Below are 26,775 nucleotides of genomic sequence, written 5' to 3'. Positions count from 1 at the left end.
ACAGCTCTGTCAGTAACTTTCTTAGCGTCCGTCAGCCTTTCATTAGGAGCAAGAGCCCCTTTTTCAAAGGGACTCTTGTCAGTGAGGAGCGCTTGTGTTTAGTCGAGATCGAGACCCCAAGCTGCAATTTTACTTTTATCTGGGTAAGCTTTTTCAATCGCTTTTTTAGTTGCTTCAGTTTGATAAGCTTTCACTACATCCTTGTAAAGTTTGTTATCCACATCTTTTTTATTTGCCACAATGATATTAATCCATTGCTTACTATCTTTATTCACAGGCTCAGTGAAAATGGCTTGTTTTGACGTCAATTTCGCTGTCGTAGCAAAATCATCATTAATGACTGCTGCTGCTACTGAATCAAGTGCACGTGGTGTTTGTGCAGCATCCAATTCTTTAATCACAAGATTTTTAGGATTAGAATTAATGTCTTTTACAGTTGCTAAACTGTCTCCTGAAACATCAAGCCCAATCAATCCTGCATTTTTTAAAACATACAGCGCACGACTTTCATTAGAAGCATCATTGGGTACCGCAATGGTGTCGCCATCCTTAATCTCATTTAAAGAAGTTATTTTTTTAGAATAAATGCGAATTGGAGAGATAACGGTATTTCCGATGGCTTGTAAATTCCCTTTATTTGCTTTATTCCAAGCATTCAAGAAAGCGTAATGTTGGAAAGCATTTAAGTCTACATCTCCATTTTTTAGAGCAGTGTTAGGCTGTGTGTAGTCAGTGAAATGCGTAAATTTGAGAGTAATATTGTACTTATCTTTCGCCGTTTTAGCCACCGTATTCCAGATGGTATCATCTTCTTTAGTCCCTGTCATAATCCCGATATTGACCGTTTTATCAGCTGCGGCTGTTTGTCCTGATTTGTGTGTCAGTCCAAAGAATGCAGCAACAGCAACGATAACAACGACAACGACAGCGATTAAAATATTTCGATTTCTTGGATTCATTTGGTTCTCCCTTATTCTTCTTTTCCCTTTTATTTGATAACAATAATAACTCATCCAGCCTAAGCGTGCACACTCAGGCTGGACTCGACAACTCAGTAAAACAAAAATAGCCCGTTCTTTAATAAGAAACGAGCTAAATCGTGGTACCATTCTTGATTCAAGCGCTTTGGCAAAGTCTGCTTCTTGACAATTGTTCAAAAAGAAGCGCCTCAACCAAAGGCTACTTTCAAGTTCAATAACGTGAACCACTCCGTTGAAAGCTCAGTATAACCTTACTTTCACTGCGTCTATCAAGCCATTTTCCTGGTTTCCGTTAGGCTTGCTCTCACCTCCACAAGCTCTCTGTGCTAACTTCCACCATTACTTACTTGACCGCGTTTTGCTGTCTGAATTTGTCTATGAAGTAATTTTAACAAAAAGTTGACCGCATTCGAATTACCATTTTTTTATGTCTCCTTAAATATTTTTTAAGGTTCAATTTTTTCTTACAAATTAATTGACTGCTTTTCCTAAGTATTTATGCTAAACTAGTAATTGTAAAAAATAAATATTTGCACAATGGGTCTACTGACAGAGCTGTCAGTAGCGAGAAATACCATCTGACCTGATCTGGGTAATGCCAGCGTAGGAATGTGTTAAGACAAACGTCTAATTTCTAACCCTCCTTTTGTGCGCATCAAAAAGGAGCTTTTTTTATGTCTAATTCTAAGTTCAATGTCCGTTTATTAACGGAAATTGCCTTCATGGCGGCACTCGCCTTCATCATCAGCCTTATTCCAAATACCGTTTACGGCTGGATCATTATCGAGATTGCCTGTATCCCTATACTCATCTTGAGCTTACGTCGTGGTTTTCTCGCTGGGGTTATCGGCGGGCTAGTCTGGGGGATTTTAGCAATGATTACCGGTCATGCTTACATCCTCACTCTCAGTCAAGCTGGTCTAGAATACCTTGTAGCGCCTCTTTCCCTAGGCTTAGCTGGACTTTTTCGGCCAAAAGCGCAATCCCTTCAGCTTTTTCCTCTTCTTAGTGGGGTATTTATAGCCGTTCTTGCCAAATACTTCTTTCATTTTCTTGCTGGAATTATCTTTTGGAGTCAATACGCGTGGAAAGGTTGGGGTGCTGTCGCCTATTCGCTTGCAGTTAATGGAATCAGTGGCATTTTGACAGCAGTAGCAGCCTGCATTATTCTCACTCTTTTCGTCAAAAAATTTCCTCAATTATTGTCCATCAGATAATTACTGACAGACGGGTCAGCAACCTTTCACTTACTTTTTTTCCTTATCAGCTGCCACACTAAAAATTGTTGTTTTTTTAGACATGCGCTATAATACAGTTATGGCAAAAAAGCAAAAATTAAAAAAAACTTTAGTTGAACAAATACTGGATAAAGCAAAAATCGAACACACAGGACTAGCGATTAATGCTTTAGAGTCAAAAACTCTACCAGAGGGTGTGACACGGAGCGACATTTACAAAACATTAGCGCTCATAGGAGACAAGACAGGCCCAATCATCGGGGTTTTACCCTTAACTGAACATCTTTCTGAAAAAAAATTAGCCAAAATTTCTGGAAATAAAAAAGTAAGCATGATTCCCCAAAAAGATTTACAAAAAACAACGGGTTACATTCATGGTGCCAACAATCCCGTTGGAATTTGGCAAAATAAAAAATTCCCCATCTATCTTGACACGATCGCCTTGGAGCAGGACTATATTATCTGTTCTGCTGGAGAACTTGGACGTAGCATCAAGATAGCGCCTCAAGTCCTCGCAGATTTTGTCCATGCCCAGTTTGCTGAACTCCGTGAATAATTCTAATAAAAAAGCCCTAGGCTTTTTTTACGCCTTTCAATTTGCAAAATACTCACTTTTTTAGTATATTTTATTTTATCTATAAAACAAAGGATACTGAAATGAAAAATTCTAATCTCTCATCACTCACAATGATCGCAATTGGGGCTGCTATCATTGCTGCACTCTCTCCTCTCTCCATTCCTATCGGAATCGTGCCCGTCACTCTTCAAACCCTTGCAATTGGACTAGTGGCTACTGTTCTTAAAGCTCGCGAAACTTTCCTCGCCGTTTTACTTTATCTTATTATGGGTTGCATTGGTATTCCTGTTTTTACCGGAGGAAGCTCTGGTATTGGTGTACTCTTTGGCCCTACGGGAGGTTTCTTGGTTGCCTTCCTCTTAGTTGGCACCCTTATTTCTTGGGCGCTTCACAAAGTGAACTATCGACCTTTACTCTCGTTTACGATAAATATTCTCGGCCATAGCCTTATGCTGATCCTTGGAGCAATTTGGTTAAAGGTAGCTGCGCAACTCTCTTGGCCTGTCGCTTTTCAAACTGGTTTCATCGCCTTTTTACCTGTAGAAATCCTCAAAGCCATTCTAGTGACGAGCTTTGGTTTAGCCCTTGTTAACGCCCTCTCTCACACAAACAAATACTTTACAAACTAAGGCAAAACCGTTACAATTAAGCTATGTTTATAAAAGTCCTGATTGCGCTTTACCCTCTTCTTGTTTTCATCGCTTTAGTCTTTATTTTTAAATTTTTTAGACTTCGTCATCTGACCAATCGCAAACTAAAAATCCCCGATGTCTTCACCCTTTTTTTGATTTTTGGTATGCAAATTTTTTCCAAAAATATCACAAGTATTAGCATCCTTCCCTATTACCTCCTCATTATATCTGGCTTAGCTTTAGTCCTTCTACTACTTGATTTATTCTATTATAAACGTTTCAGTTATCGGCGCTTTTTAAAACTCTGGTGGCGCTTAACTTTCTTTATCACTTTGATTATTTATCTTCTATTAATTGTGATAACATTTACCCATTGAGGATAAAAAAAGCCCTGAAATCTCAGGGTTTTTTTCTTTATTTATTTCCTAATTCTTTTAAGAGAACGCCAAATTCTTCTTCAGATAAAGTAATTCCTTTACCCATTTTCTCATGATCAGGTGACCAAGTTCGAATATCGTATTTTGGTTCGGCATCATTCCAAGAAACTCGATTTAATTCTTTACGCCAACCTTTTGCATTTTCAGAAAGAACAATCAGTTCTTCAATGATTTCAAATTTTAACTTATCAGCCATCTACTTTCCTCTCTCTTTAAGTTATACGATTTTTATTCGCTTTTGTCACGCTTCAATCAATTGAATATCTACCCCAACAGCAGTCAATTTTTCGATGATATGATCATAACCCCGCAAGATAAATTCAATGTTAGAAATTTGTGTCGTTCCTTTAGCAATTGCGCCTGCTGTAACCAAAGCAGCCCCGGCACGTAAATCAGTTGCTTTAACGCACGCACCAGTTAACTCATTAGGTGCTTCATAGAGAATTCGATCATCTAGCACGGAAATATCTGCACCCATTCGTGCAAGTTCAGGGACATGATTTACTCGTTTTTCATATATTGTATCAACAATCCAGCCCCGGCCTTTTGTTTGCAATAAAAGAGGGGTGATTGGTTGTTGCAAGTCAGTTGCAAAACCAGGATATGGAACCGACGTGATATTTACAGCTTTTAAGTTTTCAGATTTGTGCACTTCAATACTATCTTGACGAATAGTCAAGCGAACACCCATTTCTTCAAGTTTTGCAATAAAAGATTCCAAATGTTCGTAAATCACATTTTCAATAACTACACCATCACCTATTGCAGCAGCTAAAGCCAAATAAGTCCCCGCTTCAATCCGATCTGGAATGACTGTATGCCGAGCACCGTGCATTTCCTCTGTCCCTGTAATTCGGATAATATCTGTACCCGCTCCACGGACCTGAGCACCCATATTATTGAGCAAAGTCGCAACATCAATAATTTCAGGTTCGCGAGCAGCATTCTCAATGATAGTCACTCCTTTAGCACGACTCGCAGCAAGCATGGTATTAATTGTCGCCCCTACTGAAACGACATCCATGTAGATTGTCGTCCCAATCAGTGAGTCTCCGACTACTTCCAAATGCTCTGCTTCTTCTTCTTGAATCTTCCTAGCCCCCAAAGCTTTAAAGGCTTTATCATGTAAGTCTGTAGGACGTGGTCCTAAGTCACAGCCGCCTGGAAGACCAACTGTTGCTTGTCCAAAGCGTCCTAAAAGAGCCCCATTGAAATAATAAGAAGCACGTAAAGAGTTAATTTTCCCGTAAGGAAGTGGACGAGATACCACGCTACGTGTGTCAATCACAAGTCGTCCTTCTTCAAAATTACGTTCAATTTTTGCTCCCATGATTTCCATAATTTCAACTAAACTTGCAACATCAGAAATATCTGGTACACCCTCTAGTGTCACAATATCATTAGCTAAGATGGTCGCAGGAATTAATGCAACCACTGAATTTTTCGCGCCGGAGATTGGGATAGTCCCCGAAATCCGCTTGCCACCATTTATGACTATTTTTTTCATCGTATATTAAATCGCTTTTCATCTTTTCTTAATCTTAAAAAAGTTACATTTTAAGAACCGACATCTATTTTAACATTTTATATGTGTTTTTCCTAGACTTTTTTACCCAAAGAAAACCCACAACCAAAAATTTTAGTTGTGGGTTATTAAATCTTTATTAATAGATGATCCTATTTATTCAAAAACAAATTGATTATGATAAAGCTCAGAGTAGAAGCCACCTTGTGCGACAAGTTCATGGTGATTTCCTTCTTCAATCACTTCACCATCTTTAAGGACAACAATCTTATCGGCATTAAGAATTGTTTTCAAGCGGTGAGCAATAACAAATGAAGTCCGGCCTGCGATAGCAGCTTCCATCGCCCACTGAATTTGTTGCTCAGTAACCGTATCGACATTTGAAGTTGCTTCATCCAAAATCAAAAGTTCTGGATTTGTCAAAATCGTCCGTGCGATAGAAATTTGTTGTTTTTGACCAACTGAGAAGACTGATTCATCATCTGAGACATGCGTATTATAGCCGTCTGGCAAGCTTTCGATGAATTCATGAATGTGTGTGGTCTTCGCTACTGTTTCAATCTCTTCTTGGGTAGCATCTGGCTTACCAAACTTGATATTATCCGCAATCGTTCCATCAAAGAGAACAGATTCTTGCAAAACAATCCCGACGTTTGAGCGAAGGCTATCCAAATCGAACGCGCGAATATCAGTTCCATCAAACTTGATTGCTCCGCCATTAACATCATAGAAGCGGTTCATTAAGTTCATCACGGTTGTCTTACCTGATCCGGTTGGACCTACAAGTGCCACCATTTGTCCTTGTTTAACATCAATATTAACATTGCGCAAGACAGGTTTGCCTGGTAAATATTCAAAGTCTAGATTTTCAATTTGAACCCCTTCTTTAATGGCTTCAAATTTCACACCATTTTCAGGGCGAACTTCTTCGGGCTCATCAAACATGACATTCAAGCGAGTAGCCCCTGTGATGGCCAACTGAAGTTGACCAAAGTTTGAAGAAACTTGCATGATTGGGTTATAGTAACTTTGAACATATTGAACAAAGGCAACCAAAAGTCCTAAACCTGTTGCAATAGACATTTTGTCATCATTAAGGACATAAGCTGTACCACCAAAAATAACAATCGCGATTGACAAAAGTTGGAAACCATTCATCAATGGGAAAATCATACCAGACCATGCTTGGGCAGCAAAGGTACGTTTTTTAACATTTTCGTTATGACTCAAGAAGCCGTTGATAGAATCTTCTTGCAATCCTTCGACGATAATCGCTTTTTGCCCAGATATTTTTTCATCCATATAGGCATTAAGTTGTGAAACTTCTTCTTGTTGTTTGTCTGTTGCTTTTTTCGATTGACGAATGATAATAACAGCAGATAAAATGGCAACTGGAGAAGCGGCAACTGTCAACCAAGCGAATGTCACATCTTTATTGAAGATCTGGATAATGACACCCACAAAGACCGCAGCATTTGAAATAACTGAAACGAGTGCTTGGTTTAAAGTATTTTGAATGTTATCCAAGTCAGATGTGAAACGAGCAAGGATATCACCATCTTGATGACGGTCAAAATATGAAATTGTCAAACGTTCAAGTTTACCAAACAAACCTTTACGCATGCGATTTGTTGAATGAGCAACGATACGGCTAAAGAGCAAGGTATAAATCAACATTGATACACCTGTTGCTACATACACTGCAAGCAATTGCCACATTCCTTTCATGAATGTAGAAGTGCTGGCTGCATGTGAAGTTGCCACTGTTTTAAGTGTTTCTAAAGTTGTTCCTTTAGGAAGGTTCGCTGTAATTTGATTTTGTGCTGCTTGTGGCAAAGATTTCACAACTTCAGGAACATTGTGCCAATCTACTGTTTGGTGCATTTGTTGGCTTAATTGTTGAGCAATTTGTTGTAGTGCATCTTGGGATTGACCAGCATGCTGATGTGTGAAGAAATCAGTCACATATTTAGTCAAATTAGTGATGGCATCTCCCAAAAGGGAAGGGGCTACAACTTGTAACCAAGTTGCCAAAATGATAAAAATCATAATGACAAGGAATTGGAGTTTGTATTTTCTGAGATAGAGGTAGAAAAAGCGAATGGCACGTGTGGTGTCAGACATTTTCTTTGTGGTTTTAGTATTCTCCATGTCTTAGTCCTCCTGTGCTTTCTGTGTGGCGTAGATTTCTTGGTAGACCGTGTTATTTTCAACCAATTCTTGGTGAGTTCCTTGCCCTACCAATTTTCCTTGGTCAAGCACGAGGATGTTATCCGCATGGACAACTGATGAAATCTTTTGAGCAATAATAATTGTTGTTGTATCTTTAAGTTCTTTATCCAAAGCCTCTTGAACTAATTTTTCAGATTTAGCATCCAAAGCTGATGTTGAGTCATCTAAAATTAAGACATTTGGATTTTTAACAACTCCACGTGTGATTGAAAGTCTTTGCTTTTGACCACCTGAGAAGTTATTTCCGCGTTCTTCAACTTCAGAATCATATTGACCTTCTTTAGTTGTAATAAATTCTGCGGCTTGGGCAATGCGTGCAGCGCGATTCATTTCTTCATCAGTAGCATCCGCTTTCCCTTGTTTGATATTTCCAGCAATTGTTCCTGAGAAAAGGATGGCTTTTTGAAGAACGATAGAAATATTTTTCTTCAATGTGCCACGACTAACTGTTTTAAGATCTTTTCCACCAACTGAAACAGTACCTTCTGTGGGGTCAAAGAGTCTTGGAATCAATTGTGCCAATGTAGATTTACCAGCACCAGTCGCTCCAACAATACCAACCATTTGACCTGGTTCAATTTCAAAGCTAATGTCTTTCAAAGTAGCTTCTTCATCATGTGGGTAAGCAAATGATACATGTTCAAACTTGACAGAGCCTGTGAGTACTTCATCTTTGGCGTTTTCGTCAAATTTCATAGCAGGGTCAGTATTTAATACTTCATTAATACGTCCAATAGAGACCATACCACGTGAAGCAAACATTGAAATCATACCACCCATGATAATAGCAAACATGATCATTCCCATGTAAGTCATGAATGTCGCAATCCCACCAATACTATCTTGCGCAACTGTTGGAGAATCAGTTACATAGGTAGAAACGAAATAGATGGCTAACCAAATAGCACCTTGTGCGATAACGGTAAAAAGAGGAATCATCGCTGAGAAAAGTTTCCCAACTGCCCAGTTATGACCATAAAGCTCATCTGAGGTCTTATCAAAATCTTCCATTTGATTTTTCTCTTGCACGAAAGATTTAACCACACGAGCACCGCGCAAGTTTTGTTTAGCGATGGCATTGATACGGTCCATCAACTTTTGGAAAGCCATAAAGTGAGGACCCATGCGGCCCATCAAAACGGCTGTAACCAAAACAATCAATACAATTAAAAGAACAGTAATCCACCATAATTTCGGCATCGTCGTAATAGAAAGTACCACTGCCCCAATAAGTAAAACAGGGATACGCATCAAGATTTGGAAAACCATCATCATCAAGTTTTGAACTTGTGTCACGTCGTTGGTCATCCGAACAACAAGATTCCCGGCATTGAATTGTTCGATATTTTCGTATGAAAAAGTATTAATTTTTTTGTAGGTCGCTTCCCGAACATCGGCACCGATTTCTTGAGCGATACGTGCGGCACTCAAAGTACTTGCAATCGCAAAAATAATTCCGATCCCAGCGACGATAAGAAGTTCAATGCCGTACCCTTGGACTTTATCTGCCATTTGGTGGCGTGTCGAAGTGGTAGAGGACATTACGGTCATGATATGTTTCATGATTTGGGGCTGATACAGCTGTACTCCAGCATAAATGAAGGTTGAAAGAATTGAAAAAAGTGCAACCCACTTATGCTTCATGATTGATTTGAAGATCATAAAATTCCTTTCTTTTGGAAATGCAACAATACATTTACTTGAAATGATTTAAATTTCAGGTCCTGAAGTAGACCGTGGAAATTTTTAAAGCAAATCATTATAACATTATTTTTTTTAGTAAACAAGCGCTAGATGTTAACCCTGTTAATTAATATGATTAGTTTTTCAAAACTCAAACTAACAAAGGTTAGTTTAGCGCTTTTTGAACCGATTGTCAACGATTATTAGCGTTATTTTTATCCGATTTAATGCCTAGGCGTGGGCAATCCTTTATTCTTTATTTGAGCTTATTAGATTTCTCAATGTTTTCAATAATTTGATCTACTCTTGCCCAAGATTCGAAAGCACGTTGCATATTTTCATGACCTATTTCCGTCAAGCGGTAATACTTTCTCCGACCGCCTTGACTTTCATCTCCCCAATAGGAACTGATAATCCCCTCTTTTTCAAGACGTTTAAAAATCGTATACAAAGTAGCTTCATTAAGTTCTAACTCACCGTTTGAAGCTTCGCGCACTTGTTTAATAATGCCATATACATAATTATCACCTTGCTTTAAAACATTTAACAAAATAACATTGGTTTGAGCCCGTAACATTTCTTTCGGTATTTCTGCCATCCGCTCTCCTTTCTTCTTTTTTCACAGTTTACATTTTACTTCATATTACTGTGTAAGTCAAGGTACTGGTTTTATTTATGTATATTCTTTTTTTTTATAATTTTTTAGCTTTTAAAAATGTTATAATATAGGGATGAAAAATTCTGGAGGAATACGATGACTGCTTCAAGTACACAGAACCTAAAACTCGCTGAGAAGGGAGTTTGGGTCTCTATTATTGCTTATATTATCCTCTCTGTTGGGCAGATTGCCTTTGCAACGATTGTTCATTCAAGTGCTTTACAAGCCAACGGTTTCAATAATTTGACCGATATTCTCGGCAATATCGCTATTCTGATTGGTTTACGTATCGCTCGTATTCCAGCAGATAGTGATCATGTATATGGCCACTGGAAAATTGAATCTATCGCTAGCTTAATCTCTAGTTTTATCATGTTCTTTGTGGGCTTTGAAGTGTTACGCGAGACGGTAATGACTATTCTCTCTGGTGAAAATCACCCCATTGATCCGCTTGGCGCGATTGTGGGACTTATTTCAGCAGTGATTATGCTTGCGGTTTACCTCTACAATCGTGAGCTTGCTAAAAAAACAAATTCACAAGCTCTTTCTGCGGCAAGCAAGGATAATCTATCGGATGCAGTCACTTCGATTGGAACGGCGATTGCAATCGTGGCAAGCAGCATCGGCTGGGAATGGTTGGATACACTGATGGCCGTTATCATTTGCGGTTTTATTCTCAAGACTGCCTATGACATTTTTCATGAGTCTGTGTTTAGTTTGTCTGATGGCTTTGACGAAACCCTCGTAGAAGAATATAAAGAAGCCATTAATCTCGTCCCGAAAGTCAAGGGCGTAAAAATGGTCCGCGGACGTACTTATGGCAGCAATGTTTTTCTTGATGTTGTGGTTGAAATGTCGCCAGACTTGAGCGTATATGAAAGCCATGAAGCCACCGAATTCATTGAAAATATGTTAATTGATGGTTTTGGGGTCTATGATGTTGATGTCCACGTCGAACCAGCTGCCTTACCCGAAGAAGAGCATTACGCCAGTCGTGCCTTAGAATTACTGGCAAAAGAAGAACAGCTGCTTAATCATCGCAATCTTGACCGATTAACGGACAAGAATTTTCAAGAAATACTAGCTGATGGTCAATACTTGGAAGCTTTGGAAAAGTTAAGCGGTCTGGACTTATCCGCTGAGCAAGTGCTTCAATCCGAAAAAAATCCGCAGGACTTACTGACAGAGCGGTCAGTAACCCCATTATCCATCAGTAATTATAAAAGTTATCAAGTCAGTAAAAAAACCTTCATATTAACTTACGATTATTGGCAAAATGAGCAAGACTTTGTGGTCACAAGTATTTGGCGTCGTAATGACTATTGGCGTTGTCTCTATCGTCAGACTACAAAAAAAGTTACGGAGGGAGCCGATGACTAACCAAGAACGCATCATGAGTAGCTTAACCAACCTCTTCAATAAAATCGAAGCCCATTATCGTCCGCAAATGGAGGCTGAATTTACTGACATTTCTCTTTCAGAAATTGAAGCAATAGAATATATTGCTAATAATGCGCAGCCGAATGTGACCCGCCTTGCCGACCATCTTTATATGACACGGGGCGCAGCCAGCAAAATTACCAAAAAATTATTGGATAAAGGCTACATCGCGCGTTACCAACTTCCAGATAATAAAAAAGAAATTTATTTTCAACTGACGTCAAAAGGTAAAAGCATTAACGCTCGTCACGAGGCACTCCACCAAAAATTTGCAGAAAATGATCAAGTGATCTTTGACGAACTTACTGACGAAGCGGTCAGTAACATTTTAGAATTTCTCAATAAATATAATAAGCATCTTGATTCTTCTATCCGAAAAAACATCGAAAAATAAGCCGGTCAGTAAATTAATTTTTACTGACTGCTTTTTTTATTTATTTTTTGTTGACAAAGAAACAATATTGCGATATACTATTTTTGTTTCCGAGGAAACTGTGTACAAAAGTGAAATCACAAAGTCTATAGATTTCACTTTAGCAGACGCAAGTCTGCGCAAAAAACTTCCTAAGAAATCATTATCAATTATTGTAATTGAGTTCAGAGCGCTAGAAGTTTATGAAAAAGACAAAATTTTGAACCTGCCTGCTAGGAAGAACCAAAGATTTTTCAATTTTTCAAAACTTCTGTTCGAGCGCTCTTCTCATCTTACTTTAATTTCATTCGCCCTCCTTGAAGTGAATGAAATTAGACAAAATTGGGAACCTACCCGTTGGGCAGAACCACCAATTTTTCTAAATTTCATCAGTTCAACACAGTCGGGGTCATATCTTATGGAGGTTTTACCTATGAAAATTAATAAACACGCCCTCACCTTTGGGCTTATCACCACTTTCCTGACAGGTCTTGGTTTTACAATCATCTCACCAGTCGTTCCTTTTATGGTCGCACCTTTTGCTAATGCTCATGACCAAGCACTCATCGTCACGAGTTTAATGGCGATCTATGCCCTCTGTACTTTCTTCGCCGCTCCTGCTCTCGGTTCTTTATCAGACCGCTTTGGTCGTAAACCTATCTTACTCTTTTCCTTAGCTGGCTCTGCTCTAGGTTATCTTATCTTTGGCTTAGCGGGTAGTCTCTGGATGCTTTTTCTCGGACGAATCATTGATGGTTTAACTGGTGGAAATATCGTGACTCTCTTTGCTTACTTCGCTGATATTACTGATGAAGAAAATCGAACGAAAGTTTTTGGTTGGACAGCCGCCGCCGTTGGTGTTGGAACAATTTCTGGCCCAACAGTTGGAGGACTTCTGGCTCATTTTGGCAATTCAGTGCCCTTTTACTTCGGTGCTCTCATCTCAATCGCCAATCTTCTTTACGGTGCATTTGTAATGAATGAGAGCTTGCCTGAAACTCATCGGACACGTAATTTTTCCCTTAAACAACTCAATCCTTTCACTCAACTTTTTCAGCTCTTACGCATGAAAAATCTCAACCGTCTGCTCTTTGCCGGACTCTTACTTTGGCTACCAAATGGTGCACTCCAAGCAATTATTAGTCAATTTTCATTAGATTCTTTTGCTTGGACGCCTGTATTAATTGGCCTAGCCATCTCCATTATGGGTTTAATGGATATCTTGACTCAAATCTTTATCATGCCAAGACTTCTAAAATTAGCTAATGAAGATAAACTCATCCGTTTGGCACTAGTCTGCGAAATCATTGGTTACTTCCTTTTCGCACTTTCTGCTTTTTCTAAAATGTGGCCCTTCTTCATTCTAGCAATGTTTATCTTTGCTTTTGGAGATAGTATTTTTGGAACTGCCTTTAATGGTAAACTTTCAAAATCAGCGACTTCTTCCGAACAAGGTAAACTTCAAGGTGGAAGTCAAGCCCTTCAAGCACTTACTCGCGTGATAGGCCCTTTAATTGGTGGACAAATCTATATTAGCCTTGGTCATTTCGCTCCAGCACTCATGGGATTTATCTTTCTAATGATCGCTCTACTTGTGCTGTCAAAACCAAAGTCAGATTCAAAATGAATAAAAAAATCACCTTTAAAAGGTGATTTTTTTATTTATTATAATTCTTCAGCAATTTTTGCAATAGCTTGTTCGACATCAGCCTTTTGGCAATCAATCAAAGCAACACGTGCTGTGATTTGCTTGATTGCCATTTCGATTGAACGTTTCAAGCCTTGATTTTCTAATTTAGGCTCAAAGAAGGCTTTATATTCTGCTAATTTATCAGCAGTTTTAAAAGTATTTCCTGGATAGATAACAAATTTATCATAACTCATATCTCCACCCAATTTTTCTTCAAGGAAGGCCCAGTTTGCTTTTTCCCAAGCCCAAGCAGCATCTTGTGAGAAATCATTGCGCAAAAGGTAGAACCAAGAGAAAGCAATATCTTGTGGCTTCACAATATCCGCATTTTTGAAACTTTCAAGCAATTCAGCAATGACTTTTTCATCTTTGATTAATGCGACAGCCCCTTCAAGCTCACGCTTAAATTCTTGCAAGCTCGTTTTAACATAAGTTTCACGATAAGTTTTAACCAATTCAGCAGAATTTGTCGTCTTAATTTCATTATTTAAAACAATTGGACGAATGTCAGCCGGAATTCCTGCTAGATTTTCTTTATGTGCTGCAAAGATTTGACTGGCTTTTGCTTTGGCATCTGCATTCTCAGCATACAAAGTTTTACTCAAAACAATTCCACGAAGACTCTCATCACCAGCAGATTCACCAGCAACTTTATCCCAGCCTAAGCGAGCATAGTTTTTAGCGAAAAGTTTTCCTACCAAGCTTTGGAAAGCTTTTTCAGTTTCTGAATCTTCATCAACAAAAAGTTCCAATTCGCTAATGAGTTGACTCAAACCAGTATTAACAAGGTAAGACTCTTCGTTAGTAAATGCTGGCAAGATATTTACGACATCCGCATAGGAAATGACACCTGCTTTAGCCAATAATTTACGATCTTGCAAGAGTTGGAATTTAGTGACATTCTCCAAAGTCTCAACTTCTGAGAGGAGGTCTGTCAACAATTGTCCTTTGTAATCAATAATGTAATGAGCCATATTTGCATCATTCAAAAAGAGGGCTTTACCATTATTTTTTGCTTTCAAAGCAGCAAAACCAGGAATTTCAACTTTTTCAGAAGAAAGTAAGTCTGGCAATCCTGACCAATTTGTATTCAAAGGAACATTCCACAAACGTCCTTTATCAGCACCCTCACCAACGAAGAATTGTTTTTGACTCAAAACTAAAGTATCATCAATGACTTCGGCAGTAACGACAGGGTAGCCTGGTTGGTTAACCCATGAATGCATGAAAGCTGCCACATCTTTTCCAGAGACTTCAGCCAAGGCATCCCAAAGATTATCTCCGACTGTATTGCCGTATTGGTGGCGTTTGAAGTAAAGCGCTAAGCCAGCAGCAAAATCTTCATCCCCAAGCCATTTACGAAGCATCACCATCAAACGTGAACCTTTGGCATAAACGATTGCTGGGTCAAAGAGTGTTCCAATTTCATCTGGGTGAGTCACTTCAACGTGGACAGATTGGACGCCATCAGTTGCATCACGATTCAGTGCCATATTGGCTTCTGAGATTGAGAAGGATTCCCAAACATTCCAACTTGGTTCCAAAGCATCTATACAGACATATTCCATGTTGTTAGCAAATGATTCATTGAGCCACAAATCATCCCACCATTGCATCGTGACTAAGTCGCCGAACCATTGGTGTGCCAATTCGTGTGCAATAACGGTTGCTACATATTGTTTGCTTTGTACAGTAGCATTTTCAGGGTCAACAAGCATGCAGACTTCACGATAAGTGATACATCCCCAGTTTTCCATTGCTCCTGCCGAAAAGTCAGGTAAGGCAATGTGCCAACTGTGTGGGAGTGGATATGGCGTTTTATAGTAGTCTTCATAAAATTCGATAGAACGAATGGCAATATCAAGCGGGAAATCAAGCGCAGCTTCACTATGAGCTTTCGTTGCAAAAGCACCTACTTCAACACCAGATTTTGTTTTTCCTTTTTTAAATTGAAGTTCACCGAATACAAAAGCCAAAAGGTAAGAACTCATTTTGACAGTACGTTCAAAAACGTGAATTCCATTAATATTCAAGAGTTCTGGCATGTTTGAAACAATGATGTCGCCTTCTTCTTCATCAAATTTTACTGACAAATCAAAGGTTGCTTTTGCTTCTGGTTCATCAATAGAAGGAAAGGCTTGACGAGCAAAGTGGCTTTCAAATTGTGTACCAATGAGCATTTTCTTTTCGCCATTGACTTCATAATATGAAGGGTAAATTCCCATCATATTGTCCGTCAATTCAGCTTCATATTCAAATGAAACCGTCACGCGCCCTGTTTTACCAATTTTAACAACGATTTCTTCATCTTCTTCATTTTCAATGAAGTTTGTATCGACACTAAAAGCACGAACTTTATTAAAGTGTAACCCTTTGGCATGAAAGGCAATAACACTATCTTTTGCTTCCCCAGTAATTGCCACTTGACCCTTTATTTTCTTGGTTTTACGGTCAATATCGAGGAAAATTTTATAATTTTCTGGTACAAAAGCTTCTATTAAACGTTTTACAGCCATATCTTCTCCTATACCACTGTCCTTTTCAAAATTGCAAAAATGATGTCAGGCAAGGCCAATCATGATTTTTTACTTTTTATCCTGAACAGTGGTCCTAATTTTTCATTATTAATATAATTATAGCAAATTGATTAGAAAATTTCGAGTACTAGCAAATATTATAGATTTTTTATGAAAGCACAAAAAGAACTGTCTTCTGACAGCTCTGTCATTAACTTATTGGGCCGCATCGAGCGCAGCTTGATAATTAGGCTCCTCTGAGGTTTCTTTCAAGATTTCATGATAAACAATCTCACCCGCTTTAATCACAAAGACAGCTCGAGCTAAGCGTCCTTTGAGTGGACCTGTTTCCATCAGTAGACCGTAAGCTCGGCCGAACGTCCCATCATCGGATAAAATCGTCATATCTACACCTTCAGCAGCACACCATTGACGTTGCTCTTGCGCACTATTATTTGAAATACTCAAAAAATCAAATTCTGGGTGGTGGGCTGCTTCTTGATTAAAATGTTTTGTTTGTAAGGAACATACTCTTGTGTTAATGTTAGGGAAAACACTTATCAGGACTGTTTTTTTCAGCTCAGACAGGCGAATTTCATTTCCTTTGAGGTCAAGAAGTGTAAAATCAGGAGCAGCTCCGCTCGTCACTGGCTTTAACTCTGCTGCCTTTTCACCATGTACAAAAATTTCGAAATCCATTCTTTAGCTCCTTAGTTATTGAGATAATTTAATTTTAACACAGTCACAGACAGCTGGCCTTACTTCATGCTTTATTTTCTTGAAAACCATAAGAAGCACGAGAAGAGAGTGCGGGAATTTTACCTGATTTAACAAAACGATATTCTATATTTTTAATTTTAATTGTATTTTTCATCGAACGTACCTCGTTTCTTTTTTCTAAAAAAAGTATAGCAAGGAAAGCTTTACAAAAACTTAGCAGATACTCAACTTAAGCTTAACAAGTACCTCCTAGAATGTTCATCAGCCATCCACTGACGGAGCAGTCAGTACATTTACTTTGGCTTATTTTGCTATAATGAACCTATGAAAAATTTTACGTTTACTGTGACTTTGATGGAGCACAGCATAGAAATTGAACTGCCAAGCGGCGCTACTCTAAGTCTTCTTGATCAAAAACACACGCGCTTTGATTTAGAGGATAATGAGCTGTTTTTACTCGTTAAAATGGGGCAGATCAGAGTCATTGCAGCTGACTTGACCCTTCTTCCTAAATTAGAATTTGACCGAGTTGTCAGATGGAATACTACGGCCTATGATTTACCCCTTGCCGCGCTCACGCAGCATTTGGTTAATCTTGCTGAAGAGGCTGGGCTTAGCTTACGCGCTAAACCAGAACCAGTCAAAATTCCTAAAAATCTCGTGAGCAGCTGTAACAAAGCCACTGATGAGCTTTTAGAAGTCTTAAATACATTTGGGATTAAGCTGGAAAAGAAAAAATTCAGCTCAGCAAAAGCACAACACCGTTGGAATAAGTCCTTAGCTAATATAGAATTTTTCGTCAAGCGCACCGATAGCCAAGCAACGGTTGTTTGGCAAAAATCTAATCAGCTTGTGATCAAAGCTGGGGCAAAACTGGCCCCCACCGGCGGACTTAAAGCAGATGGAACACCAGGGCTTGCCTATCGTTTCACCCAAACCTTGCGCGAAGAACAACAAGCAAGCTGGGACCCCAACCTTTTTATCACTACAGAAGATATCATCCTGCGCTCAGTCAATGAAGTCGGGCATTTTCTTTACTTTGCTGGAACGAATAGCTGGTTACAATTGGTCGATAAAGAAGGACGGACAATTCATGAATTATCTGTAGTTTAGTAATTCTTACTAAAAGATGACAATAGGACTCCCAATCTGTGAAGTTCCCCTTGCTAATCTTTTTTTGTCGAGTTATAATATAGTAAAAGGAGGCGGTTACATGACTACTGCTTATCTGCTACTTGGCAATGACAAATCGCTAGAAACACCCGCGGGATTACCAATTGGAAAAATGTTTGCTTACAAAGAAATGGAAAAACTTTGGTTAAAAAAAGCTCAAGAGATAGTTGGTAATGACATTCAACTTCAAAAAATATATTTGTCCGAATTACTGACGAAAAAAAATGAAATAATTGATTATATCTTTTGTTATCCAGAGCTCAGACTTCATCTGAAACAGCTTAAAGAAAGTTTTCCACAGACAAAAATATTAATGATTAATCAACTCTAAATAAAAAAGTTACTGACAGAACTGTCAGTAACTTTTTTATTTATTTCATTAGTTCATAGTAAAGTTGACCCATATTTCCTTTAAAATCAAGGACTTCATCAGCAATTTTTACTTCAACAACTTCAATTTCATCAGCAATGGCATTATAATCGCTTTGTTGAAGGGCTAGGAAATCGTTGACTCCGTCAAATTCTTCAGTAAAGGTCATGCCATTTTGAAGTTTTCCAATTAATTTCATCATTAAACTTCTCCTTCTTCTATGTCTTCAAAAACGAGACTCGGTTTTGCATTTAAATCTAATCCTGCTTGAACATTTTCCAAACCTTTTTTCCACTCAATATATGCTGCTGCTGCAATCATTCCAGCGTTGTCACCACAAAGTCTTAAAGGAGGAATAATTAACTTTTCGTCAGTAATTTCTGCTGACAAACGTTCGCGTAAGCCCTGATTTGCTGATACTCCACCGCCAATTATGAGCGTTTTTACTGGATATTTTTCCATGGCTAATTTGGTTTTGGCCATCAAGACATCAACGACCGCAGCTTGAAAGGAAGCCGCTAAATTTTCTAAATCATTGGCTACAACATCATTACCTTTTTGATTTTCGTTATGAACGAGATTGATAAAGGCTGATTTTAAGCCAGAAAAGCTAAATTCTACTTCGTGGGTGTTCATCATTGCGCGTGGGAAATTGTAAGTATCAGCTCCTTTATGTGCTAATTCATCAATGACTTTTCCACTCGGATAAGTCAAGCCCATCACTCGACCCACTTTGTCATAAGCTTCTCCGGCAGCATCGTCACGCGTTTCACCAACTTTTTTATAGCTTCCTTCTTTTTCTACGTAAACAAGTTCAGAATGTCCCCCTGAAACCAAAAGGGCCATAGCTGGATATTCAATGGTATCCACTAAACTTGCAGCCATCAAATGACCGGCCATGTGATTGACTGGAATCAAAGGCAGATGATTTGCCCATGCAAACGTTTTCGCGGCCATAATTCCAACTAACAAGGCGCCGTTTAAGCCTGGACCTTCGGTCACCGCAACGGCCGTCAGTTGGTCAGCCGAAATTTCCGATTCTTCAAGAGCTGCTTCAATACATACTGTAATTTGTTCGACGTGATGACGGCTGGCAATTTCTGGCACAACTCCACCAAAACGTTTATGACTATTGATTTGACTGGCAATGATATTACATAATAATTCATTTCCATTCTTTAAAATTGCCACTGAAGTCTCATCACATGAAGTTTCAAAGGCTAATATATAATTATCTTTCATTTTTAAAATTGCTCTTTTCTCATTAACAAAGCATCTTCAAGAGGTTTGTCATAATAATTTTTTCTTGTATGATAAATCTTAAAACCAAATTTTTCATAACAGTGGCGAGCTGCATGGTTAGAGGCTCTCACTTCTAAAAATAACTGCCCTGGAAATGCTGACAGCTCTGTCAGTAACTTTGTGGCAATGCCTTGACCTTGAAATTCTGGATGCACGGCCAGATTGGTAATTTCTAACTCATCCATCAAACGACTAAAGGCCAGCATCCCAATAAGCCGTCCGCGCTCGAAGGCTAATAAATAATGGGAAGTTGTGGCCTCTAAATCGGTCATAAGGTATTTCTCTGACCAGGGTGACTGCACATATGTCGCTTCAAGAAGCTCAAAAAGTAGGACTGACAGCTCTGTCAGTGAATACTTTGAGCATTCTACCGATTTAATTTCCATTTTTTAGCTTTTTGACCATCCAGATGGCATCACTTCCATCTTCATAATAGGCAGGAAGTAACTTATCTGTCGAAAATCCTTGACGACGATAGAGACCTTGTGCTTTTGTGTTATCTCGCCGCACTTCTAGTGTCATCTCATTTTTGCCTAGAGCTTGCATCAGTTGGACCAGTTGACCAATCAAATTTGAAGCAATTTGTTGTCCTTGAAAGGCTTTAAATACCGCCAAATTAGTAATATGCGCATCTTGTCCGTGATGATTAATACGTGTCCCGATAAAACCTACCACACTTCCCGCAATCTCAGCCACGATAAAGAATGCTTCTTCATTTTTGACAATTTCATGCTCAAAATGTGAAAAAGTCCAAGGAATGTCCCCATTATAAACATCTCGCTCTATCGCAAGTAAAGCCACGATGTCTGAGCGTTCTGCCAAACGATAATGAACACCATTCTTATCCAATTCCAACTCCACATCGGTCATTTCTAAATAGCGACGTGGGTTAAATTTTTTTCCACTAAACCCTCTGAACGTAGTCGTCAGCAGCGTTTTCATCTTTTTCATGCGTTTCCAACCATTTCTCTTCTGCCTCAACTTTTTTGAGGTAATTCGGTACAAAACTGTGTACGTTCTCGGCTTCTAACCTTTCGCCAATGCGGGCGATTTGGTAAGCTGATGGTAACTTGGTCAGGCTATCAGTCACAATTTGTGACTGATCAAAGCCTGCTCGTTCAATATCTTTAATAAAATTCTCAGTTTCACCCGTAAAAATGACGCGACTAAAATCATTGACCTTCGCTGCTAAGTCTACCAAAAACTCACTAAAGACACAATGTTGATCTGCCACTATTTGCTCACCGTTTTTGTAGACGGCTGCATAGGCATTCCCTCTGCGGGCATCCAAAAGGGGTACCACAAACGCCTGATGATCTTGCCTCCGTTTAGCAATCGCCAATAAGCTTGATACTCCTACCAACTCTTTGTCTAAACTAAAAGCCAAGGTTTTCCCTACGGTTGCCGCAAGTCGCAAACCTGTGTAAGAACCTGGACCTTTTGCTACGACAATACGATCTAAAGCGGTCGGTTCAATACCAGCTTGAGCGAGTAAAAAATCAATAGAAGTCATTAAAGTCGTGCTATGATTTTTCTTTGAATTTAATGTGAGCTCACCGAGGACATTTCCATCAGCTACTAAAGCGACTGACAATGCTTTTGATGAACTGTCCAATGCTAATATATTCATACTTTACCTATTTATTTTCTCTAGAGTCTTTCCTTTTATTTTACCACGCTTGAGCAGCAACTTCCACCCACACGTCACATGTAAGCGTTACCCACCAAAAATAAAGACACAACTTCCTATTTTCAGCCATTTATGCTAAAATAATACTAATTGCAAAGCAAACACGAACTACTATGAAAGGAACGAGCCTTGGCTCGTCAATACAGAAATGATTTTTAAAGTTTTCTATCAAAAAGATAAAAGCCGTTCACCACGCCGTGAAACAACTGAGACACTCTACCTTGACCTTGATGTCGCTACTAAGGAAGAAGGAATCATCGCTGCGCGCGAACTCCTTGCAACCAAAACCCCTTATCACGTGGAATTTATCGATTCCCTCTCGGATGAAGCCGTCGAATATGAAAAAGAAACTGGCGTATTTGAAATTACAAGCTTCTAATACTGATTTAATCACAAAGAGAAGCACTTTAGATTTTTGTCAGAACTGATAAAGGTCTAAAGTGATTTTGTTGTACCCTAATATAACTGACAGAGCTGTCAGTGACTTTAACTTAATAAAAAAATTATAAATACTAAAATATATGTTGAAGAAGCCTGAAAAACTCTGAACTTTCAGTTTTTCTTCATCGCTTAGAACAGGAGAAACATGCCTAAACAACTTAAAATAAAGGCCGATGAAGTTGCCGTGTACGCTATTGGCGGGCTCGGTGAGATCGGTAAAAACACCTATGGTGTAGAATACAAAGATGAAATTGTCATCATCGATGCCGGAATCAAATTCCCAGAAGATGACTTACTTGGTGTCGATTATGTTATACCGGATTACTCTTATATCGTTGAAAACATTGACCGCATCAAGGGACTTTTCATCACGCACGGACACGAAGACCACATCGGTGGGATTCCTTTCCTTTTAAAACAAGCCAATATTCCTATCTATGCGGGTCCACTTTCCTTAGCATTGATTCGCGGAAAACTCGAAGAACATGGGCTTTTACGAGATGCTAAACTTTTTGAAATTCATCCCGACAGCGAAATTAAATTTAACCATTTAAGCCTCAGTTTCTTTAGCACAACACACTCGATTCCAGAACCTATCGCTGTCGTTGTCGACACCCCACAGGGGAAAATTGTGGCAACAGGTGACTTTAAATTTGACTTCACACCAGTTGGGGTTCCAGCAGACTTGCACCGCATGGCACAACTTGGCTCAGAAGGGGTTCTGCTATTGCTGTCTGACTCTACTAACGCTGAAATCCCTACTTTTTCACATTCTGAAAAAGTCGTCGGCGCAAGCATCATGAAAATCTTTGAACGCATTGAAGGTCGAATTATTTTCGCTTCTTTCGCCTCAAATATTTTCCGTTTGCAACAAGCCGTTGATGGTGCCGTAAAAACAGGACGTAAAATCGTCGTGTTCGGTCGCTCAATGGAAAAAGCCATTGTTAATGGTTTAGAGCTCGGTTATATCAAAGCGCCTAAAGGAACCTTCATTGAACCAAATGAAGTTAATCAATACGCTTCACATGAACTTTTGATTATGTGTACCGGTTCCCAAGGTGAGCCAATGGCTGCACTCTCAAGAATTGCCAATGGAATGCACCGTCACATTACCTTACAAATGGGCGATACGGTTGTCTTCTCATCCAATGCCATTCCTGGAAATACCCACGGGGTTAATCAATTAATTAACAAAATTTCTGAAGCTGGCGTTGAAGTCATCTATGGTAAGATGAACAATATCCACACCTCTGGTCATGGTGGACAACAAGAACAAAAACTTATGCTCCGCTTGATTAAACCAAAATACTTTATGCCTGTCCATGGTGAATACCGGATGCTCAAAATTCACGCTGGACTTGCTCAAGATACTGGTGTTCCTAAAGAAAATTGTTTCATTCAAGAAAATGGTGACGTCCTTGCTTTGACCGCCGACAGTGCTAGATATGCTGATCATTTCCCAGCGGCTGATACTTACGTTGACGGTTCAGGAATTGGTGACGTCGGTAACGCGGTCTTGCACGATCGTCATGAACTTTCCGAAGATGGTATCGTTCTGGCCGTAGCCACAGTCGATTTTGAAAATAAAACTGTTCTTGCTGGTCCTGATATGCTTTCACGTGGATTCATCTACATGCGTGAGTCTGGTGATTTAATACGCTCTGGCCAACGTGTCCTCTTCAATGCGATTCGTGAAGCCATGTTAGAGGAAAATGCCAACGAAGCCTCCGTAGCTCGTGCCATGCGCGAAGCCTTGTCACCATTCCTTTACAAACAAACAGAACGCTCACCATTGGTTGTCCCAATGATTATGACACCTGATAAGAAGTAATAAAAGCGTATACTAGCTATCATATACGAAAGCGATGCAATGACGACCAGTCAAAAAGCCCCTTTGCTCAAAAAACTACAGAATATGCCGTTGGAATCCCAGAACTGCCAGAAGCCACAATCTAGGTTTTTCTAACATCGCTGTCGGCGGAAAGCTGCTGTTCGAAAACCTACCAACGCTGAAAAAGAACTAATAGTCGAAACTCCTAGCCAAAGCTAGGAGTTTTTTATACCACCATTTTGAGTATTTTTGCATTTTTCTGATTATTTTATTAATTTTACGCTATAATTGAAACAAATAGCAAACAGTAAAACTAAAATATTTAATGCGGAGGAACCATTATGAAGAAAAAATTCAAATTTATCGTCGGAAGCCTCTCACTTTTAAGCATCACACTAATCTCCTCTCCTAAACATTTCATCTTAAAAAAACCTTTTTCACCACCACCTGTCTCTGCTACAACAGATGACGAGAAAGAGTTCTCTGTAACTGAAGAAGATACTCGTGGTTTTGTAACCCCAAATTTAGAGTCCGAACCTCTGAGTAATGCAAATATTATCTACGGTTCAACAAAAGGCTCTGAACCTTCAACTAATGCTACTGACACCAAAGCTTCAGCTAAACAAACGGCGCTCGTCACATTAGCATACGCACAACTAGGAAAGCCCTATTATTATGGGGCAACCGGAAGCGATAGATTTGATTGTTCTAGTTTAGTTCAATATGTCTATAAAACTGCAATTAACATGAGCTTACCTCGAACAACAACAGAACAAGAAAAACAAGGAACGGAAGTATCATTAGGTAGTTTAAAAGTTGGAGATTTATTGTTTTGGGGCACAAAGGGCAATAGCCAACACGTTGGTATCTATATCGGTAACGGACAATATATCCACGCCTCATCTGGTTATGGAAAAGTAGTTATTGGCTCAAGAACAACGTACAAACCGCAATTTGCTCGTCGCGTACTCAGTGCTGCGGATCTCAAGGACGAGGAACCACCTTCAACTGTAGGTCAAGCTAGTAACGAAAGGTACATCTTTAGACTGTATAATCCAAACTCTGGACTTCATCACTATACTTCCTCAGTATATGAAGCGACTCAACTAAAAATTGCTGGATGGACCTATGAGCGAGTTGGTTGGGTTGCTCCAACAACAGGAACAGCTGTCTATCGCCTCTACAATCCAAACAATGGTTTACACCACTATACCACAAGTACCTATGAACGAGATAGCTTAGTCAAAGCTGGCTGGAAAAACGAAGGAACAGCATGGATGTCTGGCGGAAGCGTAGCAGACTATCGACTTTACAATCCAAACTCTGGCGAACATCACTACACAACGAGTGCTGCCGAAAAAAACAACTTGGTAAAAGTAGGATGGAACTATGAAAATATTGGCTGGTATGCGGTTAGAACTTTTTAGGAGGTTTAACAATGAAAAAATCAGTTATACTAGTTTTTCTAGTTATCTTTTGTGTGACACTTTCATTTAATATCCAGACAACAGTAGCCCAAACTAGTCCCTCAACAACAAGAGTACCAATTTTGCGTCTCTACAATCCAAATTCAGGCGAACATCTCTTCACAATGCGCGGAGCTGAAGTCGAAGTATTATGTCATATTGGTTGGAGGTACGAGGGTTCTGCTTGGGAAGTACCAAAACCTCCAAGCGCTGATTGGTATCCAAATCCCGAAAAATATCGTACTGTTTACCGTATCTACAACTCTATCGCTGGCGAGCATTTCTACACCTCCTCCCTCTATGAAAAAAATTCTGTGTTAAAACATTCTGGTTGGCTTGATGATGGAGATTTCTTTTGGTTCCCAACCGTTACTAAAGGCGGATCACCCGTTTATCGGCTCTACAATCCCAATGCGACAGTGGGTAGCCATCATTACACCATGAGCGCTTTTGAGCGTGATAGCTTAGTTAAGCTGGGCTGGCGCTACGAAGGTGTCGCGTGGAAAGCCTATCCTTACCCTCTTCTACAAGACTAAAAAACACCAGCTTTGAGCTGGTGTTTTCAATTTCATCAATTATTCAGAAAGCGCTTGGTAAGCTTTGGAAAACTGTTCGTGCAGGTTTTCTTTTTCTGCTTGTCCAATGAAGGCCCCATCAATCGCATAATGATTGATTTTTTCAAAATCAGCAAGTCCAAAATCAGGGTACCATTTAGAAATCTTTTCATATTCCTTTTGCAATGTTGTGGCTGAAACCGTCCGATTGTCGGTGTTGAGCGTGACATGTAGCCCTTTATCATAAAAATCTTTAAAAGGATATGCAGCAACACTTTCTACTGCCTTGGTTTGAAAATTGCTGGTCGGAGCCATTTCTAGCACAATACGGCGTTCAACCATCATGGTTTGTTGATTCTGCGGTAGATTCTTCGTCATGATGCCATGACCAATCCGTGTGGCTCCCATTTCCACAGCATCCAGTACATTTTGCTCACAATGTGGGCATTCACCTGCATGCAAAGTGACATGAACTCCTCTCATGGTGATTTCACCAAGTAGAGTAGCAAACTTTTCTTGTGGGTAATTAAGCTCATCACCAGCCATATCAAAACCAACTAAATGTTCATCAGTAATTTCATCAAATAAGAGGGGAAGTTTGGAAAGTTTCTCAATAGGTTCTTGTTTAAGCCCGCAGACCAGTGCATTTGCCCTAATATCAAAATCGTTTTCTGCCCGTGCCAAACCCGCAATCACGGCTTCGACAGCTTCTTCTAGCGTCAGGTTCTCTTGGAGGTGTTGACTTGGCGCAAAACGTATTTCGATATACTTTACATTATCTTTAGCTGCCTGTTGAACGACATCGTAAGCTGCTAGCTCTAGGTTCTTATAGGTTTGTAAAAGTGGCAGGACAAAGTCAAAGCGAGCGAGATATTCTAATAAATTTCGAGTATTTTCTGGTGCCTGTGCTTTTTTCAAAATCTCCTCATCAGTCAGTTCTAGGTTTATCCCAGCATTTTTCGCCAAGTCCTTAATACAAGCAAGACTTAATGAGCCGTCTAAATGGCAATGAAGTTCAACCTTTGGCATTTGAGCAATAATTTTTGAATTGAGCACGATTTTCCCCTTTTCTATGTTTTCCCAGTATTTCTTCACATTATAAAAGATTTCGAGCCAGAGACTCGAATTTCCTTCGAAATGTATTTTTACTATTCTACGACTTTTTTATCTAAAATGCAACGATTCTGCGATATTTTTTTATTCCCTTG

Annotated in this window: 27 protein-coding genes and 1 riboswitch; of the genes, 13 read left to right on the top strand and 14 right to left on the bottom strand. The window is 39.3% G+C overall.

From position 1 onward, the window contains the following. Nucleotides 1-98 precede the first annotated feature (98 nt). Entirely contained in the window at nucleotides 99-959 is an 861-nt protein-coding gene (locus JKP71_RS03400) for a MetQ/NlpA family ABC transporter substrate-binding protein (protein ID WP_075524853.1), read from the bottom strand. A gap of 548 nt (nucleotides 960-1,507) precedes the next feature. Beyond that, a riboswitch (TPP riboswitch) is annotated at nucleotides 1,508-1,607 on the top strand. 47 nt (nucleotides 1,608-1,654) lie between these two features. On the opposite strand from JKP71_RS03400, the gene thiT reads away from it, so the two are divergent. The 4 genes from thiT (at nucleotide 1,655) to JKP71_RS03380 (ending at nucleotide 3,804) form a co-directional block, all read left to right on the top strand. After that, nucleotides 1,655-2,197 carry an energy-coupled thiamine transporter ThiT gene (thiT, locus tag JKP71_RS03395; protein ID WP_075524854.1) on the top strand — a complete coding sequence of 181 codons (543 nt, stop codon included), beginning with the start codon at nucleotides 1,655-1,657 and terminating at the stop codon, nucleotides 2,195-2,197. Nucleotides 2,198-2,297: 100 nt separating this feature from the next. Continuing rightward, the gene (locus tag JKP71_RS03390) at nucleotides 2,298-2,774 is read left to right on the top strand and encodes an aminoacyl-tRNA deacylase (protein WP_200407039.1); all 477 of its coding nucleotides are present in this window, start codon (nucleotides 2,298-2,300) and stop codon (nucleotides 2,772-2,774) included. A 101-nt stretch (nucleotides 2,775-2,875) separates the two neighbouring features. Continuing rightward, nucleotides 2,876-3,424 carry a biotin transporter BioY gene (locus tag JKP71_RS03385; protein WP_075524855.1) on the top strand — a complete coding sequence of 183 codons (549 nt, stop codon included), beginning with the start codon at nucleotides 2,876-2,878 and terminating at the stop codon, nucleotides 3,422-3,424. 23 nt (nucleotides 3,425-3,447) lie between these two features. Then, entirely contained in the window at nucleotides 3,448-3,804 is a 357-nt protein-coding gene (locus tag JKP71_RS03380; RefSeq protein WP_200407038.1) for a DUF3397 domain-containing protein, read from the top strand. A gap of 37 nt (nucleotides 3,805-3,841) precedes the next feature. On the opposite strand, the gene JKP71_RS03375 is transcribed toward JKP71_RS03380, so the two are convergent. The 5 genes from JKP71_RS03375 to JKP71_RS03355 all read right to left on the bottom strand — a co-directional run bounded on the left by JKP71_RS03375 (nucleotide 3,842) and on the right by JKP71_RS03355 (nucleotide 9,902). Further along, a complete protein-coding gene (locus tag JKP71_RS03375) occupies nucleotides 3,842-4,060 on the bottom strand; it encodes a YdbC family protein (RefSeq protein ID WP_003131683.1) in 219 nt (72 codons plus the stop codon). Nucleotides 4,061-4,105: 45 nt separating this feature from the next. Continuing rightward, nucleotides 4,106-5,371, bottom strand: a complete 1,266-nt coding sequence (murA, locus tag JKP71_RS03370) for a UDP-N-acetylglucosamine 1-carboxyvinyltransferase (RefSeq protein WP_200407037.1) — start codon at nucleotides 5,369-5,371, stop codon at nucleotides 4,106-4,108. 174 nt (nucleotides 5,372-5,545) lie between these two features. Then, on the bottom strand, nucleotides 5,546-7,540 hold the full coding sequence (gene lmrD, locus JKP71_RS03365) for a multidrug efflux ABC transporter LmrCD subunit D (protein ID WP_200407036.1): 1,995 nt from the start codon (nucleotides 7,538-7,540) through the stop codon (nucleotides 5,546-5,548). A gap of 3 nt (nucleotides 7,541-7,543) precedes the next feature. After that, nucleotides 7,544-9,265 carry an ABC transporter ATP-binding protein gene (locus tag JKP71_RS03360; protein WP_155724348.1) on the bottom strand — a complete coding sequence of 574 codons (1,722 nt, stop codon included), beginning with the start codon at nucleotides 9,263-9,265 and terminating at the stop codon, nucleotides 7,544-7,546. 295 nt (nucleotides 9,266-9,560) lie between these two features. Further along, nucleotides 9,561-9,902 (bottom strand): PadR family transcriptional regulator, encoded by a 342-nt coding sequence (locus JKP71_RS03355; RefSeq protein ID WP_075524863.1) that lies wholly within the window; start codon nucleotides 9,900-9,902, stop codon nucleotides 9,561-9,563. A 156-nt stretch (nucleotides 9,903-10,058) separates the two neighbouring features. On the opposite strand from JKP71_RS03355, the gene JKP71_RS03350 reads away from it, so the two are divergent. From JKP71_RS03350 to JKP71_RS03340, 3 genes are all read left to right on the top strand, one after another. Beyond that, on the top strand, nucleotides 10,059-11,342 hold the full coding sequence (locus tag JKP71_RS03350; protein ID WP_200407035.1) for a cation diffusion facilitator family transporter: 1,284 nt from the start codon (nucleotides 10,059-10,061) through the stop codon (nucleotides 11,340-11,342). Further along, nucleotides 11,335-11,796, top strand: a complete 462-nt coding sequence (locus JKP71_RS03345; RefSeq protein ID WP_200407034.1) for a MarR family transcriptional regulator — start codon at nucleotides 11,335-11,337, stop codon at nucleotides 11,794-11,796. Before JKP71_RS03350 ends, JKP71_RS03345 begins: the two co-directional genes overlap by 8 nt. 451 nt (nucleotides 11,797-12,247) lie before the next feature. Next, the gene (locus JKP71_RS03340) at nucleotides 12,248-13,441 is read left to right on the top strand and encodes an MFS transporter (protein WP_200407033.1); all 1,194 of its coding nucleotides are present in this window, start codon (nucleotides 12,248-12,250) and stop codon (nucleotides 13,439-13,441) included. Between the two features lie 38 nt (nucleotides 13,442-13,479). On the opposite strand, the gene JKP71_RS03335 is transcribed toward JKP71_RS03340, so the two are convergent. Both JKP71_RS03335 and JKP71_RS03330 read right to left on the bottom strand, forming a co-directional pair. Beyond that, nucleotides 13,480-16,020 (bottom strand): M1 family metallopeptidase, encoded by a 2,541-nt coding sequence (locus tag JKP71_RS03335; protein WP_200407032.1) that lies wholly within the window; start codon nucleotides 16,018-16,020, stop codon nucleotides 13,480-13,482. 216 nt (nucleotides 16,021-16,236) lie between these two features. Next, on the bottom strand, nucleotides 16,237-16,719 hold the full coding sequence (locus JKP71_RS03330; protein ID WP_200407031.1) for a thiol peroxidase: 483 nt from the start codon (nucleotides 16,717-16,719) through the stop codon (nucleotides 16,237-16,239). Between the two features lie 345 nt (nucleotides 16,720-17,064). On the opposite strand from JKP71_RS03330, the gene JKP71_RS03325 reads away from it, so the two are divergent. Both JKP71_RS03325 and JKP71_RS03320 read left to right on the top strand, forming a co-directional pair. Further along, nucleotides 17,065-17,853: a hypothetical protein gene (locus JKP71_RS03325; RefSeq protein WP_200407030.1), complete on the top strand. Its 789-nt coding sequence runs from the start codon at nucleotides 17,065-17,067 to the stop codon at nucleotides 17,851-17,853. 100 nt (nucleotides 17,854-17,953) lie between these two features. Continuing rightward, on the top strand, nucleotides 17,954-18,244 hold the full coding sequence (locus tag JKP71_RS03320) for a hypothetical protein (protein ID WP_234446103.1): 291 nt from the start codon (nucleotides 17,954-17,956) through the stop codon (nucleotides 18,242-18,244). A 40-nt stretch (nucleotides 18,245-18,284) separates the two neighbouring features. Here the strand turns inward: JKP71_RS03320 and JKP71_RS03315 are convergent, their stop codons facing one another. From JKP71_RS03315 to tsaB, 5 genes are read right to left on the bottom strand one after another with little or no spacing between them, the layout of a single operon-like run. Further along, nucleotides 18,285-18,485, bottom strand: coding sequence for a DUF4649 family protein (locus tag JKP71_RS03315; protein ID WP_003131704.1), 201 nt, complete (start codon nucleotides 18,483-18,485; stop codon nucleotides 18,285-18,287). Then, a complete protein-coding gene (gene tsaD / locus JKP71_RS03310) occupies nucleotides 18,485-19,525 on the bottom strand; it encodes a tRNA (adenosine(37)-N6)-threonylcarbamoyltransferase complex transferase subunit TsaD (protein ID WP_200407029.1) in 1,041 nt (346 codons plus the stop codon). The genes JKP71_RS03315 and tsaD overlap by 1 nt, the downstream gene beginning before the upstream one ends. Nucleotides 19,526-19,527: 2 nt before the next feature. Continuing rightward, the gene (gene rimI, locus JKP71_RS03305; RefSeq protein WP_075524872.1) at nucleotides 19,528-19,971 is read right to left on the bottom strand and encodes a ribosomal protein S18-alanine N-acetyltransferase; all 444 of its coding nucleotides are present in this window, start codon (nucleotides 19,969-19,971) and stop codon (nucleotides 19,528-19,530) included. Beyond that, a complete protein-coding gene (gene rimI / locus JKP71_RS03300) occupies nucleotides 19,961-20,536 on the bottom strand; it encodes a ribosomal protein S18-alanine N-acetyltransferase (RefSeq protein ID WP_075524873.1) in 576 nt (191 codons plus the stop codon). The genes rimI (JKP71_RS03305) and rimI (JKP71_RS03300) overlap by 11 nt, the downstream gene beginning before the upstream one ends. Beyond that, on the bottom strand, nucleotides 20,490-21,215 hold the full coding sequence (gene tsaB, locus JKP71_RS03295; protein WP_200407028.1) for a tRNA (adenosine(37)-N6)-threonylcarbamoyltransferase complex dimerization subunit type 1 TsaB: 726 nt from the start codon (nucleotides 21,213-21,215) through the stop codon (nucleotides 20,490-20,492). The genes rimI (JKP71_RS03300) and tsaB overlap by 47 nt, the downstream gene beginning before the upstream one ends. Before the next feature lie 208 nt (nucleotides 21,216-21,423). Here tsaB and JKP71_RS03290 point away from each other — a divergent pair, with 208 nt between their 5' ends. The 4 genes from JKP71_RS03290 (at nucleotide 21,424) to JKP71_RS03275 (ending at nucleotide 25,549) form a co-directional block, all read left to right on the top strand. After that, entirely contained in the window at nucleotides 21,424-21,654 is a 231-nt protein-coding gene (locus JKP71_RS03290; RefSeq protein ID WP_075524875.1) for an RNA polymerase epsilon subunit, read from the top strand. A 207-nt stretch (nucleotides 21,655-21,861) separates the two neighbouring features. After that, entirely contained in the window at nucleotides 21,862-23,547 is a 1,686-nt protein-coding gene (gene rnjA / locus JKP71_RS03285; protein WP_075524876.1) for a ribonuclease J1, read from the top strand. A gap of 341 nt (nucleotides 23,548-23,888) precedes the next feature. Continuing rightward, a complete protein-coding gene (locus JKP71_RS03280) occupies nucleotides 23,889-24,974 on the top strand; it encodes an NlpC/P60 family protein (protein ID WP_200407027.1) in 1,086 nt (361 codons plus the stop codon). An 11-nt stretch (nucleotides 24,975-24,985) separates the two neighbouring features. Continuing rightward, nucleotides 24,986-25,549, top strand: a complete 564-nt coding sequence (locus JKP71_RS03275) for a hypothetical protein (protein ID WP_200407026.1) — start codon at nucleotides 24,986-24,988, stop codon at nucleotides 25,547-25,549. Nucleotides 25,550-25,588: 39 nt separating this feature from the next. On the opposite strand, the gene add is transcribed toward JKP71_RS03275, so the two are convergent. Further along, nucleotides 25,589-26,623, bottom strand: a complete 1,035-nt coding sequence (add, locus tag JKP71_RS03270) for an adenosine deaminase (protein WP_200407025.1) — start codon at nucleotides 26,621-26,623, stop codon at nucleotides 25,589-25,591. Nucleotides 26,624-26,775 lie beyond the last annotated feature (152 nt).

Origin of the sequence: Lactococcus taiwanensis, assembly GCF_014905395.1 — a bacterium.
Taxonomy (GTDB): Bacteria; Bacillota; Bacilli; order Lactobacillales; family Streptococcaceae; genus Lactococcus; species Lactococcus taiwanensis.
This window is presented reverse-complemented; position numbering and strand designations above follow the sequence as displayed.

What these genes read in the sequence shown, in the direction of transcription:
- JKP71_RS03390 (WP_200407039.1), top strand. Translation starts at nt 2,298, where the DNA reads ATGGCAAAAAAGCAAAAATTAAAAAAAACTTTAGTTGAACAAATACTG.
- thiT (WP_075524854.1), top strand. Translation starts at nt 1,655, where the DNA reads ATGTCTAATTCTAAGTTCAATGTCCGTTTATTAACGGAAATTGCCTTC.
- tsaB (WP_200407028.1), bottom strand. Translation starts at nt 21,215, where the DNA reads ATGAATATATTAGCATTGGACAGTTCATCAAAAGCATTGTCAGTCGCT.
- JKP71_RS03375 (WP_003131683.1), bottom strand. Translation starts at nt 4,060, where the DNA reads ATGGCTGATAAGTTAAAATTTGAAATCATTGAAGAACTGATTGTTCTT.
- JKP71_RS03400 (WP_075524853.1), bottom strand. Translation starts at nt 959, where the DNA reads ATGAATCCAAGAAATCGAAATATTTTAATCGCTGTCGTTGTCGTTGTT.
- JKP71_RS03350 (WP_200407035.1), top strand. Translation starts at nt 10,059, where the DNA reads ATGACTGCTTCAAGTACACAGAACCTAAAACTCGCTGAGAAGGGAGTT.
- JKP71_RS03275 (WP_200407026.1), top strand. Translation starts at nt 24,986, where the DNA reads ATGAAAAAATCAGTTATACTAGTTTTTCTAGTTATCTTTTGTGTGACA.
- JKP71_RS03290 (WP_075524875.1), top strand. Translation starts at nt 21,424, where the DNA reads ATGATTTTTAAAGTTTTCTATCAAAAAGATAAAAGCCGTTCACCACGC.
- JKP71_RS03320 (WP_234446103.1), top strand. Translation starts at nt 17,954, where the DNA reads ATGACTACTGCTTATCTGCTACTTGGCAATGACAAATCGCTAGAAACA.
- tsaD (WP_200407029.1), bottom strand. Translation starts at nt 19,525, where the DNA reads ATGAAAGATAATTATATATTAGCCTTTGAAACTTCATGTGATGAGACT.
- JKP71_RS03280 (WP_200407027.1), top strand. Translation starts at nt 23,889, where the DNA reads ATGAAGAAAAAATTCAAATTTATCGTCGGAAGCCTCTCACTTTTAAGC.
- JKP71_RS03385 (WP_075524855.1), top strand. Translation starts at nt 2,876, where the DNA reads ATGAAAAATTCTAATCTCTCATCACTCACAATGATCGCAATTGGGGCT.
- JKP71_RS03380 (WP_200407038.1), top strand. Translation starts at nt 3,448, where the DNA reads ATGTTTATAAAAGTCCTGATTGCGCTTTACCCTCTTCTTGTTTTCATC.
- rimI (WP_075524872.1), bottom strand. Translation starts at nt 19,971, where the DNA reads ATGGAAATTAAATCGGTAGAATGCTCAAAGTATTCACTGACAGAGCTG.
- JKP71_RS03360 (WP_155724348.1), bottom strand. Translation starts at nt 9,265, where the DNA reads ATGAAGCATAAGTGGGTTGCACTTTTTTCAATTCTTTCAACCTTCATT.
- JKP71_RS03345 (WP_200407034.1), top strand. Translation starts at nt 11,335, where the DNA reads ATGACTAACCAAGAACGCATCATGAGTAGCTTAACCAACCTCTTCAAT.
- JKP71_RS03315 (WP_003131704.1), bottom strand. Translation starts at nt 18,485, where the DNA reads ATGATGAAATTAATTGGAAAACTTCAAAATGGCATGACCTTTACTGAA.
- JKP71_RS03340 (WP_200407033.1), top strand. Translation starts at nt 12,248, where the DNA reads ATGAAAATTAATAAACACGCCCTCACCTTTGGGCTTATCACCACTTTC.
- JKP71_RS03325 (WP_200407030.1), top strand. Translation starts at nt 17,065, where the DNA reads ATGAAAAATTTTACGTTTACTGTGACTTTGATGGAGCACAGCATAGAA.
- rnjA (WP_075524876.1), top strand. Translation starts at nt 21,862, where the DNA reads ATGCCTAAACAACTTAAAATAAAGGCCGATGAAGTTGCCGTGTACGCT.
- JKP71_RS03355 (WP_075524863.1), bottom strand. Translation starts at nt 9,902, where the DNA reads ATGGCAGAAATACCGAAAGAAATGTTACGGGCTCAAACCAATGTTATT.
- rimI (WP_075524873.1), bottom strand. Translation starts at nt 20,536, where the DNA reads ATGAAAAAGATGAAAACGCTGCTGACGACTACGTTCAGAGGGTTTAGT.
- murA (WP_200407037.1), bottom strand. Translation starts at nt 5,371, where the DNA reads ATGAAAAAAATAGTCATAAATGGTGGCAAGCGGATTTCGGGGACTATC.
- lmrD (WP_200407036.1), bottom strand. Translation starts at nt 7,540, where the DNA reads ATGGAGAATACTAAAACCACAAAGAAAATGTCTGACACCACACGTGCC.
- JKP71_RS03330 (WP_200407031.1), bottom strand. Translation starts at nt 16,719, where the DNA reads ATGGATTTCGAAATTTTTGTACATGGTGAAAAGGCAGCAGAGTTAAAG.
- JKP71_RS03335 (WP_200407032.1), bottom strand. Translation starts at nt 16,020, where the DNA reads ATGGCTGTAAAACGTTTAATAGAAGCTTTTGTACCAGAAAATTATAAA.